This window comes from Roseobacter insulae, from assembly GCF_019375555.1.
Classification (GTDB): domain Bacteria; phylum Pseudomonadota; class Alphaproteobacteria; order Rhodobacterales; family Rhodobacteraceae; genus Roseobacter; species Roseobacter insulae.
The window spans coordinates 770,810-785,358 of record NZ_JAHXDN010000002.1 but is presented as its reverse complement, the minus strand read 5'-3'; the positions used below and the strand labels follow the sequence as shown (position 1 = coordinate 785,358).

At 56.5% G+C, this 14,549-nt stretch carries 12 protein-coding genes; 3 read left to right on the top strand and 9 right to left on the bottom strand.

The genetic code is table 11. From position 1 onward, the window contains the following. Nucleotides 1-5: 5 nt before the first annotated feature. The 8 genes from KX928_RS10010 to KX928_RS09975 form a co-directional block, all read right to left on the bottom strand. The gene (locus KX928_RS10010) at nt 6-305 is read right to left on the bottom strand and encodes a DUF6381 family protein (protein WP_219501568.1); all 300 of its coding nucleotides are present in this window, start codon (nt 303-305) and stop codon (nt 6-8) included. After that, entirely contained in the window at nt 302-1,639 is a 1,338-nt protein-coding gene (locus tag KX928_RS10005) for a restriction endonuclease subunit S (protein ID WP_219501566.1), read from the bottom strand. Before KX928_RS10005 ends, KX928_RS10010 begins: the two co-directional genes overlap by 4 nt. Next, nucleotides 1,636-3,654: a type I restriction-modification system subunit M gene (locus tag KX928_RS10000; RefSeq protein WP_219501565.1), complete on the bottom strand. Its 2,019-nt coding sequence runs from the start codon at nt 3,652-3,654 to the stop codon at nt 1,636-1,638. The genes KX928_RS10005 and KX928_RS10000 overlap by 4 nt, the downstream gene beginning before the upstream one ends. A gap of 541 nt (nt 3,655-4,195) precedes the next feature. Beyond that, nucleotides 4,196-6,499: a VapE domain-containing protein gene (locus KX928_RS09995; protein WP_219501564.1), complete on the bottom strand. Its 2,304-nt coding sequence runs from the start codon at nt 6,497-6,499 to the stop codon at nt 4,196-4,198. 109 nt (nt 6,500-6,608) lie between these two features. Then, complete coding sequence (locus KX928_RS09990) at nt 6,609-6,821, bottom strand: helix-turn-helix transcriptional regulator (RefSeq protein ID WP_219501563.1); 213 nt, start codon at nt 6,819-6,821, stop codon at nt 6,609-6,611. A 79-nt stretch (nt 6,822-6,900) separates the two neighbouring features. Next, nucleotides 6,901-7,584, bottom strand: coding sequence for a hypothetical protein (locus KX928_RS09985; protein WP_219501562.1), 684 nt, complete (start codon nt 7,582-7,584; stop codon nt 6,901-6,903). After that, entirely contained in the window at nt 7,581-8,945 is a 1,365-nt protein-coding gene (locus KX928_RS09980; RefSeq protein ID WP_219501561.1) for a tyrosine-type recombinase/integrase, read from the bottom strand. The genes KX928_RS09985 and KX928_RS09980 overlap by 4 nt, the downstream gene beginning before the upstream one ends. A gap of 275 nt (nt 8,946-9,220) precedes the next feature. Next, nucleotides 9,221-9,697 (bottom strand): Lrp/AsnC family transcriptional regulator, encoded by a 477-nt coding sequence (locus tag KX928_RS09975; protein ID WP_219501560.1) that lies wholly within the window; start codon nt 9,695-9,697, stop codon nt 9,221-9,223. A gap of 83 nt (nt 9,698-9,780) precedes the next feature. Here KX928_RS09975 and KX928_RS09970 point away from each other — a divergent pair, with 83 nt between their 5' ends. Continuing rightward, complete coding sequence (locus tag KX928_RS09970; protein WP_219501559.1) at nt 9,781-10,800, top strand: pyridoxal-phosphate dependent enzyme; 1,020 nt, start codon at nt 9,781-9,783, stop codon at nt 10,798-10,800. A gap of 29 nt (nt 10,801-10,829) precedes the next feature. Here KX928_RS09970 and KX928_RS09965 read toward each other — a convergent pair whose 3' ends face one another. Further along, entirely contained in the window at nt 10,830-11,237 is a 408-nt protein-coding gene (locus tag KX928_RS09965) for a response regulator (RefSeq protein WP_219501558.1), read from the bottom strand. Nucleotides 11,238-11,413: 176 nt separating this feature from the next. Between KX928_RS09965 and KX928_RS09960 the strand changes: the two genes are divergently transcribed. Further along, nucleotides 11,414-13,948, top strand: a complete 2,535-nt coding sequence (locus tag KX928_RS09960) for an HWE histidine kinase domain-containing protein (RefSeq protein ID WP_219501556.1) — start codon at nt 11,414-11,416, stop codon at nt 13,946-13,948. Continuing rightward, nucleotides 13,945-14,547, top strand: a complete 603-nt coding sequence (locus KX928_RS09955) for a heme oxygenase-like domain-containing protein (RefSeq protein ID WP_219501548.1) — start codon at nt 13,945-13,947, stop codon at nt 14,545-14,547. The genes KX928_RS09960 and KX928_RS09955 overlap by 4 nt, the downstream gene beginning before the upstream one ends. Nucleotides 14,548-14,549 lie beyond the last annotated feature (2 nt).

Sequence of the window (14,549 nt, the reverse complement as noted above, 5' to 3'; positions counted from 1 at the left end):
GTCACCTACTTTTTTCGCATCGACCCGCCTTGAACGAAGCTGATCGGCACGCCCGCAAAACCGGGACGGTTGCTCGCACGGACCAGTGAATCGACCTGTTGCGGTTTTTTCTTTTGAGAGCGTCGCTTGCTCTTAGAAGGCTTTACTTGCTTCGTTATGGGGGACAAATACCCGGCCTGTTCTAGGTCCTTGCGCAATCGGGATGCCTTCTCCCCTAAGCGACCACGTTCGGTAGGGTCTGCACACTCAACCAACGCCGCTTCGAGAGACGCCAACATCTTTTTCAAAGGCATTGCTTTGCTCACGCGCCCATCTCCTCTTGGATGGCGTCGAGGCGGCGGTCGGGGGTGCCGGATTTGGCGTAGGTCTCCACGTCAATCTGGCCCGTGACAGCGGCAGTGATCAGGGCGGAGCGGTATTCTCTGAGGCGGTCGATAGAAGCAGTGATAGCTTCTGTGACACGCGAGTGTCGCCTTTCCAAATGAAGCAGCCGTCTAACAATTTGATCCTGTTCATCAAGCGGAGGCATCGGGATCACTAGTCGCCTCAGTCTGTCGAGTGTTATTTCCTTAAACGTCGCTCCCTTTGCCGATTCATCGAAGAAAGAAAGAGAGGGTTTCGATTTAAGTGCAAAATAGAGATAGTCGCGCCTGACCCTAGGCCCCGGCGAAATTTTGGCGGTGCCTTGAGTTAAGTTCGCACCCACCAGTTCATCAGGAACCCTTAAACATTTTCCGACAGTTGCGCGGATTGCCATTACGAGGTCGCCCCGCTCCAAGGCAGAGCGTGAATAGGATTTTGCGATCTCTGGTGACGTGTGGGGATAATCTGACAGAGGCAGTGCCTCTCCCTTCATGTCGCCCGTCCGAATGTACGGGATTCCGCCTTCATACTCCGGCCCCGCTTGAACGATGCCATACGTAATGACAGTGCCGGGTCGCACAACATGCTTCAGCTGAGCATCATTCCATAGAGCGGGGATACTTGAGATGAAGGCATTTCGAGATGGCTTTCGGTCACTATGTTCGCGCGTGTTTCCCGTGACCTCGTGCGTGATCCGAGCGTCTTTTTCTTCCTCCAATCGTTCTGCCAACCGCTGCTTTTTCTCGATCAGCAGGTCTATTCTTGCGGTCTCGCGGTCCAGAAAGTCGGCAATCTGGCGTTGGGTCGCGAGGTCAGGGAGCGGGACTTCGATGTTCGATAGCGTAGATGGGTTGATCGCCGGATAACTGACACCGGTGGATTGAGATACAACTTGTTCAACGAACGGATTTGATTGAACGACGCGATACAGGAAGCGAGCGTCGGTGCCTTCATTGGCGCGCAAAACGGCGAACCCAGTCGAGGCAACTTGTGGCGTATCCGCCGGTTCGATTGCGGCAATCGCTTTCAGGTAGGTGCGAACTGTCGATACGAGAATGTCGCCCTCACGAACCGGTTTGCGGGCACGACTAGGCGAAGCCGCGAAACGCATACGTTCTTTGTGCGTCACACCTTCCGCCAGTGAAACACTGCCAATGTCGATGTAAACGAACTCCCAGTCTGGGTCCGTCGTTTCCGGCAGCACTGCCGGATTCACGTGGCAACAGTGCTTGAGCGGACGCAATGACGACCGAACGCTCTCGTCCCAATAGTTCACTCAACCACCTCCTGCAGCAGACCTGCGATCTCTGCTTCCAGCGCCTTCAACTCGGCGTCGATCTCATCGAGCGGACGAGGCGGCACGTATTTATAGAAATAGCGGTTGAAGTTGATCTCATACCCGACACGCCCGACGCCGCCATCCTGCGCATCGGTGTGGGTTTCATCCACCCAGGAATCGGGGACGAAGGGCAGAACCTCGTGTTTCACATAGTCCCGCCAGTCCTCGTTCAGCGGTACCAGCTCGTGATCTCGCAGGCTCGTGTCCGGCTGCAAGTTGCCTTTCGAATCCTTCTGAACCTCCCCGTCCTCATCCGCAAACTCGGCACTTGCAGCGATCATCTTTATCAGCTTTGCATCCCGTTCGATGCCGTCCATGTCGAGAACCAGTTGCAGACGCTCCAAAAACTCGCCTCGATTTCGAAACTCGACCTCGTCGAACTTGTCACGGAGCGTATCCATGACCCGGTTCTGAAATCCCAAGTCGTATTTCTGGAAAGCCTTGGTGCCTTCCAAGGCCTGACGCTGTTCGTTATTTCCCTTGAAAACTATCCGCCGAGGACGCTCGACGCGGACTTCACGATACCCGAAATCGGTCGTATCGAAGATCTTCGAGACGTCCTCCCACCCTGCGTTGCCGTTCAGCATGTCGTGATAGATGTGGGCGATCTCCTTGGTGGCCTCCTCGGAGATTTCCCGGCGCTTCGACCCGAGCGACTTGCGCATGGACTTCCAGAAGCGCTCCCCGCTGGCTTCGATCAGTTGCACCTTGCCGCGCCGTGCAGTGTGCTTACGGTTGGTGAGCAGCCAGACGTAGGTCTGGATGCCAGTGTTGTAGAAGAGGTCCGTGGGCAGCGCGATGATTGCCTCGACCCAGTCGTTCTCAAGCATCCAGCGGCGTATTTCACTTTCGCCTGACCCGGCCCCACCGGTGAAGAGCGGCGAGCCGTTCATGACGATGCCGATGCGCGAGCCTTGCTCGTCATTTCGCATCTTGGAGATCATGTGCTGCAGGAAGAGCAGCTGCCCGTCCGAGATGCGTGGCAGACCCGCGCCAAAGCGACCGTCCATGCCCTGTTCCGCCGCCTCGTCCTTGATCGGGTCGGCGTATTTCTTCCATTCCACGCCATAGGGTGGATTGGAGAGCATGTAGTGAAAGCGTTTGCTGCTGTGCGCGTCCTGCGTGAGCGTGTTGCCGAAGGCGATGTTCTCGGGGTTGTGCCCGGTCACCAGCATGTCGGATTTACAGATCGCGAAGGACTCCGGGTTGAGTTCCTGCCCGAAGAGTTCGACGCGTATGCGGTCGTTGAGTGCCTTCATCTCCATCTCGGCAATCGCCAGCATCCCGCCTGTTCCTGCAGCGGGGTCATAGACCTGCCGAATGACTCCGGAACCGGTCAGTGCGTCCTTGTCATTTATAAGCAGCAGCGAGACGATCAGGCGAATGACCTCGCGCGGGGTGTAGTGTTCCCCTGCCGTCTCGTTCGAAATTTCTGAAAAGCGGCGGATGAGGTCTTCGAAGAGATACCCCATCTCAAGGTTGGAGATCGCGTTCGGGTGCAGGTCGATCTGGGTGAAGCGGTCGAACACCTGATAGAGTAGCCCGGCGTCATTCAGGCGTTTGAGTTGGTCGGTGAACAGGAATTTGTCGAGAAAGATGTCGCGGACGTTGCCTGAGAATTTGGTGATGTAGTCGAGCAGGTTTTTGTGGATGTCCTTGGCGTCCTGACCTTTAAGCGAAGCGAAGGTGAAGCGGGACAGGTTGTAAATGCGGATGTCCTGACCGACAGCGCCAGAGAGCAGCGTGTCGCGTGCCTCGTCATCCATGTCGTTAGGCAGAGATTCAGCCATGTCGAGCACGTTTTGTTTGCTCTCTTCAAGTATGCAGTCAAGGCGACGCAGCACGACGAAGGGCAGGATGACTTTTCCGTATTCGGATTGCTTGAAGTCACCACGGAGCAGTTCAGCAATAGACCAGACGAACGAACCAAGTGATTTGATGTCTGCGCTCATGATGTGTTGCCTGCCCTATCTCTGTGTTCTTATTCGGGAATCCCCCGCTCTAGCTTGGGTTGCACGCTAGCATACGAAATTGGACGTATCCAAGGCGGCTTGTGGAAAATGGTTCAAGGGACTTCCTCAAAATAGGTGTGTCGCCCCGAAATATCCCAAAAAACTCTGGAAACCCGAGGCTCAGCGCACCCCCCGGCACATCACCCTCACATGGAAGGACCCAAGCGACGCGCCGTGACAGAGATCAGTTAACCAGTGAGCGTTGGACACCCTCGTAATGGTGAAGAGGTTCAAAGAAATCGCGTCATCTGGTTCAGGTGGACCGTGGTGGACCGTGTGGACCGTCCACTCTCTATGTAGCCCCTGAGATACCAAGTCATTGACCTGCTACCGGTCGGTTCATCAGAGACTCTTTCTCCAGATTAGGGTCCACCACGGCCCACCAATGGAATTTCCGCATGAAACTAGGTACTTGGAGATGGGCCGCAGGGTCCACCCTACGGCCCACCACGGTCCACCAAAAAAATTGGCCCAGCGCGCCTTATTCCGGCCTCCGCCACTTGTTGCTGGTCTTGGTTTTTACTTTGATCCAGCCGATTTGGCGCAGCACACTTGCCACGCGCTTTTGGACGGGCTGCGTCTGGCGCTCGGTGGAGACATTTAGAGCGTCAGATAAAATTTCGGAAATTGTGACTTCCATCTTTACTTCGGACTGGTCGCCCTGCGGCTTGTCCAGCCACGGGGCCACGTCATCGACCCAGCTATCCGAAACATAAGCCGCCGCCTGCACAGGGGCCGCGTGTTTAGATTCGAACTCACGATCCAGCCACCATGATTCACCCTCCTTGAAGGCTGCAACAGCCTCGGCGAAAAGCTGATCCCGTTCGTCTGCCAGCGCATCTACATCAATGACCTTACGCACTGCCACTGGCCAGAACCGCCTCCCCCCTGTGGCATCACGCAAGAATTGGTCATCATTGGTGGTCCCGACAAAGACGCACTGACGAGGGAACGCTTCATCAAATTTGGCGTATGGCATCCGCACGCGGTCCACTGCACCAGACAGAAATGCTTTTAGGTCCTCAGCATCGCTTGTGCGTGATGGTGCTAGTTCAGCCAATTCCACCAGCCACTTTCCTTGAAGGTGACGAATGGCGTCGGTTTTGTCGCTCCGGATTGAGGGCAGTGTTTCGCTGAAATACTGTTCCCCGGCGAGAGCCTTGCACATCTTGCTCTTGTTCTGGCCTTGCTCCCCAGACAGGACAAGAGTGTGATCATGCTTGCACCCCGGATGCATGACCCGCGCAACCATGGCGATAAGAAACTTGCGTGATACTGTGCAGGTGTATGGGGTATCGTCTGCCCCCGCATAGCGCACCAGCCACGACTCCAGACGGGGAGCACCATCCCACCGCAGCGCGTTCAAATCGTTTCTGATCGGGTGATAGGCGCGTTTCAGCGCCACGGTCTTGGCAGCGTCCGCCACCAAATCCTTGCCGACAGTTTCAAGCCCGCGCTTTTCCAGAGCCATCCGGGCAATTGATATAGCCGCGTCTGTGAGTTGCCCGTCTTGCCATTCATCTCGACCGGTCATCTGGTTATGAGCTAGGCCCGGCAAGATGGCTTCGAGGTCGCGGCTGAGGTAGAGCGTTGTGTTGTGCAGGTTGATGACCAGTTTGTCGCCCCGCAAAATCGGCTTGCCTTCACTCGGCAGGACGGGCACGGCTTCTTTGCTGATCGGTCCGTACATCAATGCGAAGGCCTCAGCGTCAAGACTCAGTAAGTATTCTTGTTTCCGATCAGCTTCGCTCTCTTCAGCCGAGATATGTCTGATACGATCCAACTCTTCTGAGGTCCAACACTCGTCGATCAGCTTCATGCCCTCTTCGATGTGGCGTTCATGGGCGGCGGCATTGTGCCAGCCGTGGCGATATGCTTCCCGCAGGATCGTAGCAGCGGTAAGGCCATCTCCGCCGAAGGAGTTCCATGCATCGTCAGTTTTAGCAGCGTCATAGCTTGGATGTTGGGCGGACCACTCATGGAACAAGTCGCGCCCATCTTCGTCGCCGTCCGTCTCGTGGTGCAGCCCCATACCGATGTGCAGCCAAGAGTCACGGCTTTCCATATCCGGGTTCGAACCATCGTTTAAAATGGCCATTAGCGCCTCGGCCACCTCAGCGAAGGGCAACCCGGTCTTCTCGCCGTTGCTCTTCTTGCGCGGTTCAGGAGAGTCTTTGCGAGCCTTCATTACAATGGGGATCGGAGGCATAGTCTTCTCCTTCAGGGCTTTTACCAAACCCGCGATGTCACCCTTGACCCATTCATAGCATCCCCAAGGGGCGACGGTGCCGGGAGCCACGATGTAGCTGGGGGTTCCCGTTGCAGTTTCGCTTTTGACGTCTATACCGGGGGCGACCTTGCCATTTGAAGACAGGATGCCGGGGACGTAAGTGAAAATTCTATGCTCGCCGCCGCCAGCAGTGCGTGCCACGAAGTCTGACTCGCACTCGATTTTCAGGTCTACGAGCGCAGCGAAACCATCTTTCTCGCCGTGCCGGTCCAAATCGACGACGGCCAGTCCGGTACCGGGTCCGGTCAAAACCCCAACAAGCAAATCGGGTTCCTTGCCCCACACTCGCTCTATCCGTTTCAGATCGGTCGTAGCCTTCTTGGCATAGTTGGTCCAGCGCGGCGACTTTGCCTTTCGCTTTTCGCCATTCTTCAACGTTTCGTTTTTGTAACGGAGTGGCATCACAGAAAATCCGTGAGCCGCCCATGCTTTGGCGACGGCTAGATTGGCACCTTGCGCCACCTCTGCCGTCGCGGTATTATGATACCGTTCCATTTGCTGTTCCGATTGCAGTAAGTTGAATAATCTAGAAGTGTGCGCCCGATGCCTGCGACCGGGGCGTTGGGCGCTTAACTTAGGAAGAAGAGCACCGCGACATTCTGGCTCATCGGCCTTTTTCAAATGCGACCGTGCGTTCAGCGGCCCATTCGAGCAAGCTGGGCGTGTGGTAGCGGATGGAGGCGCGACCGAAGACGGCATAAGGCGGGCCGTTCGGGTCGCGGTAGAAGCGGTATTTCTCCAATGTAGAACGTGAAAGGCCCAACAACTTGGCCGCCATAGAAGTGTCCACGTAGAGGGGAAGGTTTTCGTATTGCATACGTGTCTCCGTGCTTTCATTTGCACGGGCTAAGAAGCACACAGATTCAAATTCTCATAATCAGCGCAAGCATTGATAGTCATTTAATGGATTTTTTTTTCGACCTGACTGCATCCTCTTTTATCTCTCGTGCCCAACGAAAAATGGTTGGTTCAGAAGGCCGCCTGTTCTCTGGCAAGTGACCATACTCATCGTCGAGTTGTCGTATTATCTCAGCAGGCTTTACACCTAATATGACCCGCTCTTTGACAATGGGGTAGAATTTAAGCCGCTTGGGATCAGTGTCTCGACGCGCATCTCCTCCTCGTTTCGCCATCTCTTTTCCGCTTAGCGGACTTGTGGGTATCTTATAGGCTGCGGCTTCAAGAGGCAGATATTTGCTTGTTGCCTCGTCATTGCACGCATACTCCAGCCACTCAGGCACAATATGAAGTTCCAAAGCTACTTTAATAAATCCTTGAGGCGTCTTCAGTGCTGTTTCTCCCAACTCTTTCAGAATTGTTTGCATTTCATCAATTCTATCTGCAACGAGTTCCCGAGCGGCCTTTTCTCCTTTTTCCCATCGTTTTTTTGGAGGTAGGTACCCTGCATAAGGGCGCTGATCATTTTCCCGCTCAGGCGGCAAATAGCCAACAAGCAAACAAGCCGCTTGTCGAATTGTAATGACGGGGCGCGAAAGCCAAGCCCGCAGTTCTCTTAACTGACGTTGGACCAGATTTGGGTCTGGATTTTGATCTCCCCACAATTCGTCATTGTCACTCATGAACGGGTCACCTTTGAGCCGAATTTAAAAGGCAAAACACTTGAACCCAAACCAAGCGCCGCGCTAATTTCGACACCAATCATATCTGCCGCGCGTCTTTGCGGATCGGTAGCAAGGTGAGCGTAGCGTTTCGTTGTGCTTGCCTGCGAGTGCCCAAGTAGCCCACCGATTTGGTGCAGAGACAATCCCGCACCTGCGCCAACAGCGGCATTTGAATGGCGTAGATCGTGCAGGCGAGTGCCTTCGATACCGGCTTCACGACGTACCGCACGCCACAGGCGGTTTACGTCCGCTTTCGGCTTCTCGTGCGCGGTGCCTGCTGAAGTAGATGCAATCACGAAACGACCAATCCGGGGTATTGCATCCAAAACAGACAACGCAGCTGCACCTAGCACGATAACTTTCGCGCCCGTTTTGGAGTCTGGCAAGCGCAACATTCCACGATCAAAATCGACATGCTGCCACTCCAAATCGAGAATTTCACGCACCCGTGCGCCTGTCAGCAAAAGCAGTCGAACGGCAGCGACAGAGTGGGCGTCAAACTGTGCCATACGCTTTTCCGGTGCTGGCAGATACTTCAAACTCGAACCAACTGCTTTGACCTGCCACGGCAAGCCCTGAGTTTCAGCGCGGGCAAGCGCATCACCTAGCCGCTGCATCTCTTCCGACGATAAGAACCGCTCCCGACCTTTCTCTTTGAAGGCTTCAATACTAGTAGCGGGGTTTGACGTACCCTCTGGCAACAAAGCTAGGTCAATCGCCCAAGAGAACATTGCCTTGAGAACCGCCAACGCGCGGTTTGCGATAATTGGGCCACCTCTTGTTTTTTTGGAAGCGGTTCGCTTGGCCCCCTCCTTTTTGGCGGATGTTGTCTTCCGGGCGATGGCACTATGCAGCTTCGCGACCTCGCTCCGCGTCAGTGTAGCAGCCTTTCGAGTGCCAATGGCAGGCAGAATATGCGTGTCCAGCACGGCACGATATAGCTTTGCCGTGGAGGGTTTGCGTTTAGGTTCAACGTGCCGGGTCAACCACTCGTCTGCGATCTCAGCGACGGTATCCGCCGCTCTTGCCTCCGCTCTTTCTGCTGCCGGGTCAGCGCCGAGACGAACTTTGGCCAACATATCTTTAGCCATTGCTCTTGCCTGCTCAGGTGTCACAGCATCCGGGCTGCCAAGTACTATGCGTTTCTTGGCTATGCCTCGCCCACCAGCCCCGGGGCGATATTCCAATATCCAAGAGCGTGAACCCGAAGGGCGTACCAACAGCCCGAAGCCTTTCAAGGTGTCGTCAAAATAGACTACCGGTTTGTCGGTGGCGTTGATTGCCGCAATGTTGCGACGGGCGATCTTAATTACAGGCATTGCACTCTCCATCCGATCCGTGGCGACTCCAAATAGGAATCGCCACCGAGTCGCCACCACCACTTGAAAGAGATAGATAAGCAATCTAGTGAAAAATGCAAATATGAAAGCAAAAACAGTAAGTTATTGAAAGAACGTGAAACTGCGTGAAAGCCTATGAAACCCGGCTTCTATAACTGTTAATCAATTGGTCGTAGGTTCGATCCCTACCGCCGGAGCCAAAGGATTCAAGGGCTTAGCGTCACACGCTAAGCCTTTTTTCTTGCGGCCCCTCATCAGGCGCGAAGGGCCACCGGGATTTGCAGCCCAACCTTTTTGCGTCCCATGACGACCGAGGTCCGAAAGCGTCGCACGTTTGAATCCTCGAAAAACAGGCGTTTTGTCAGTTCTTCGAAATCGTTCATGTCAGACGCCGTGCAGATCAGACAGAAATCCGCCTCGCCGGTGAGATAGTAGCACTGCTGTACCATCGAGTCCCTTTGCGCACGTCGGGTGAAAGCGTCGATCTGGTCGAGCCGTTCACGCTCCAACTCGACCATCACGACAAATGTCATGGGTGTGCCGACTTTGAGCGGGTCCACAAGGGCAATATCGCCGGTCAGAACGCCACGCTCCCGCAGCGATCTGACGCGCCGCTGGATCGTGGCGGGCGACAAACCTGTCCCGGCCGCCAGTTCATCCAGCGACTGCCGCGCGTTGCGCTGCAGCTCATTCAGAAGCGTAACGTCTGTTTCGTCGAGGTTTTCCCTCATTTTTTCACCATTTTCGCAAGATTTCCCCGGTAACTAGACAAATTTGTAAGTATCAGGTCAAGGGATTGCGCTAAACTCATCAGATGATGACAGACACTCCCCTCCTTGATCCAGCGCCGGCACGCGCGCTCTTGTCCGTGTGCCCCGCCTACGTGACCTCTCCCTTGATCCGGACTGAATTGGCGTCCATGCCCTTGTGGATAAAGGACGAGACCAACAGGATGGGACTTGGCGCCTTCAAGGCACTGGGCGGTGTCTATGCGGTTGCGCGGTTGATCGAACACCATCTTGAGCAGGATCTTGCCCCTGACATGTTTGTTTCGGATCACGTGCGCGCCCGGGCTGCAACGCTTACCTTCGTTTGCGCCAGTGCGGGGAACCACGGCATGGCAGTGGCCGCAGGGGCGCGGGTTTTCGGCGCGCGCTGTCGTATTCACCTGGCCGAAACCGTGCCCGAAGATTTCGCGACCCGCCTGAAGGCGAAAGGGGCCACCGTCGTGCGGTCCGGCAGCACCTATGAGCAAAGCGTTCAGGCCGCGATTGCAGATGCGGAGGAGACGGGCGCGCTCCATCTCGCCGACGGCTCCTGGCCCGGATATACCGAGCCGCCCCGGTTGGTGATGGAGGGGTACACGGTTCTGGCAGAAGAAATGCGCGAGAGTCTGGAAGCCTCGGGCGACTGGCCGTCTCATGTCTATCTGCAGGCCGGGGTTGGCGGTCTCGCTGCTGCCGTGGCGTATATGATCCGCCAGACATGGGCGCAGCAGCCCGAAATTGTGGTGGTGGAGCCTGACGCCGCACCCTGCCTGCGCGACAGTGTAGCGGCATCCCGGCTGGTCACCGTGGCCGGACCGGTGTCCAACATGGGGCGGTTGGATTGCAAAACGCCATCAATGCTGGCCTGTGACATCCTGTCCGGGGCGGCGGACCGCTTCGTGACGATCAGTGACCAACAGGCGCTGGACGGGGTGCGGGCTGCACATAAGCTGGGATGCGTCAGCACCCCGTCGGGCGCCGCGGGATTGAGCGCGCTGCTGCTGGAACAGGATCCTCCGCCGCACCCGCTTGTGATACTGTCGGAAGGCCCTGTGCAAACGGGCTGAGAGCCACCGCCGGCATCTTCGATGCTGATTTAGTCGGGCGCGCGCGCATCCTCGCTGCGGTTTTCGGCGGTAAGACAATCGATCGCTTTGAGGATCTCGCTTAAGACCACGGGTTTTTCGAATCCAATATCCGCCCCGATGTTTTTTGCTGTCGACAAAATGGTTTCCATGCCCGGGTACCTCGTGGTGCCGGAGATCGCGATGATCGGCATCCGGCTGAACCCGTGATGATGCCGGACCCAGGAGATCAACCCAATGCCCCCGTCCGGGATCGCACGCCCCTGTTCTTTCACAATAATATCCGTAATGAGAACGTCGTAGGATACCTCGCGCAGCTCAATGATCGCCTGCGAGGCAGACGCCTTGGCCTGCACCTGGTGCCCGGCTTTTCGCAAGTCAGCCATCAGCGAATAGCTCACGGTAAATTCGTCTTCCATCAGCAAAACCTTGACCAAGTTCATTCTCCTGTACAGTTATCGTGCGCCAACGAACGACCAAATCCATAATCGACAACGAAACCTTTCAACTAAACGTAAAAGGGCCGAACTCGCTGTTTGTACAATTTTCTCTCATAGATAGAATAGCAGAAGGGAATACAAGCCTGGGGGAAAAGATGGATCAGAGTGCACAGGCAGCGGAACTGGAAGCTGCAATCGAGAACTGTGCCGCCGAGCCGGTTCACATTCCGGGCACAGTTCAGCCATTCAGCTGTCTGGTGGCAAGCGACATGCGCTCAGGAACCGTCCTATATGCGAGCGAAAACTGCGCAGACCCCTTTGGAATGCCGCTGGAAAATATCCTTGGTGGCAGCCTGCAAGACATGCTGGGCCGGGAGTTCTGGCACGAACTGCGCAATACGATGTCCCGGTCGGACAGGCATACGGCGTCTTTGCCGGTCGGCACGTTCGAGCTGGGCGGCGAAACGTACGACGCAAGAGCCCATGAGACCGACGGCAAAACCGTGGTGGAACTTGAAACCGCAAGTGCCGCGACAATGGGCGGGGCGTCTGCATTGAAGTCCCTGAATTTCGTGATGACGCAGGTACAGGAATGCGACTCCGTCGGGGGTCTGTGTGATCTCACGGTGGATCTGATGCGCCACCTCACCGGATTTGATCGGGTGATGATCTACAAGTTCGATGCTGACTATAATGGTGAAGTCATCGCGGAAACCTGCCGGGCCTCTATGGAGCCCTGTCTGGGCCTGCGGTTTCCAAGCTGGGACATCCCCGCGCAGGCACGGGAGATCATGAAGCGCACGCGCGTTCGGCTGATCGGCGACGTTGACCAGGACCCCATTCCGGTGGTTGCCGCGCGCGCCACCCTGCCACCGCTCGATATGACGTTCGCCAACAGCCGGGGCGTGTCACCCGTCCATTTGCAATACCTGCGCAACATGGGGTGCAAGGCCTCCATGACGCTTAACATCGTGGTCGAAGACACGCTTTGGGGTATTATCTCCTTTCAGCACAGAAAACCGAAAATCTGCACATCCATGCTGCGCGAACTGCTCGAAAGCTTCGTGCCGATATTTGCGTCCAAGCTGTTGACCATCCGTCAGAAAGACACACTGCAGCGCATCAAAATTCTTGAAAACAGCATCACGTCGCAACCCGGTGTCGACACGGATCTGGATCATCTGTTGCCAGAAGTCGGCGCGGTCGTCCTCGACGTAGTTGGCGCCGATGGCATCACCACGCTGAGCACGTCGGCCTTGTCCACCTTCGGTGTCATTCCCAAAAGAGAGCTGCTGGATCAATTGCTTGCCCTGTCGCTGGAGCGCACCGAGGATGTCATTGCGATAGAGAGCCTCGCCGAACTCTTTCCACAGTATGAGGACCAGTTAAACGGCTGTGCCGGTGCTCTGGTCGCCACCATCCTTCCAGATCGCGCGATTTCTATTTTCCGGCTCGCCGTCAAACACAAGGTCAGCTGGGCAGGTAACCCTGAAAAGACGATCGAACTGGTTTCGGGGGTCAAGCGGCTGTCCCCAAGGGCCTCGTTTTCGCATTATCTCGAAGACGTGAAGGGGCGCAGCAAGGCGTGGACCGAGGATGATATCCACTTCATCCAGCATGTCCGCACCTTGCTCCACGCCTCCGAACGCCAAAGCCTGCTGAACACGATGAACCGGCAGCAAGCCCTGATGATCGACGAGTTGAACCATCGGGTGAGAAACATTCTGGCGCTGGTGCGCTCCGTCTCCCGCCAGGCCCGACGGCGCTACGGGTCTCTCAACAGTTATGCCGCCGCGATGGAAAACCGTATTCGCGCGCTTGCGGCATCCCATGATCTGAGTGCCGCATCGCTGTCGCATCCGGTGTCCATCAAGAGCCTGATCCTCAAGGAGTTCGAACCTTTCGGCACCGAAGCCGCTGCCCGGGCGACCGTGACAGGCAAAGACCGCAACATGCTGGCGGATGTGGCACCGATCTTTTCGCTGGTGATGCATGAACTGACCACGAATGCCGCCAAATACGGGGCGCTGACTGCGGAAAATGGCATGGTTGATATCACTTTGGAGTGGTTGCCGGACGCCACCCGGATCGTATGGAAGGAACAGGGCGGCCCGCCCGTCGTTGTCCCCAATGACACAGGGTTCGGCACCGCCATGATCGAACAGGCAGTGCCCCATGAATTCGGCGGGAAGGCCATCCTGACGCTGGAGCCCGACGGTGTGCGGGCAGAGCTGATCGTACCGGACCGGTTTTTCGATGATCGCTCGGAGCCGGCGGAGATCCTGCGATCCCACTACACACAAGTGCCCTTCGAGGCGGAGTTCTGTGCAAAGAGCATCAACGGCACTGTTTTGCTGGTGGAAGACAACTTCATCATCGCCAAGGAAATGAGCGATCAGCTGCGGGAGTTCGGCTTTTCCCAGGTCGCCCTTTTCGCAAACGCCGAAGACGCATTGGAGCACGTTGAAACCGAGGTGCCTGTCCTCGCGGTTCTGGACTACAATCTTGGGGGTCAGAAAAACAGCCTGCCGGTGGCCCAGAAGATGCTCGAACTGTCGGTCCCCGTCGTTTTCGTGACGGGCTATGGCGAGCATACGATCATCACACCCGAGTTGAAACATGTCCCGATGCTCATCAAACCTGTCGCGGCCTCGGAGCTGAAGGAACAGTTTGCGCGGATCTTCTCGTGACCGGATGTCCCCGCAGCGCCGCTGGGGCGACGGTTGCAGTATCCGCGCCGTCACAGCAGAAGCGTCGGTCGCGGACCGTTCTGCAAAACAACCGGCGATTTCTGCAACACGCAAGCCAGGCCGACCACAGGTCTGCCGAGGCGACATGGGTCACCCCCGCCGGGTTCAGAAACCGCGATCACTACAGGTTGTGGCTGCGTACCCTTTTGCGCGCCCATCTGATCATCGGGCGCGCTGCCGCGGCAACCTGCATGCCGGAGGACACGCAGGAAAAACAGCGCATCGACGCGATTTGTGCGGACCTGACCATTTGCCCGCCCACTCCTGAGAAGATAACCGTGGCCTCATCGGACTGGGCATGGGGCGCGTGCTACGCGCTGAATGGCTCGGCACTGGGCGCTTTCATGCTCCTCAAGTCGGGCGCGGTCGCGGCGCCCTGGCCGGTACGGTACCTCGACCACATGCGGAACTACGCCACATCCGGTCAGCTTGCGATGTTCTTTAAGTCATTGAACAATCAGTCGCTTTGCCGCGAAAACGCGGCACTGGGCGCGCGCGCGGTTTTCAGCCTAATCGCGGGATCCAAGCCACGGGTTTAGCC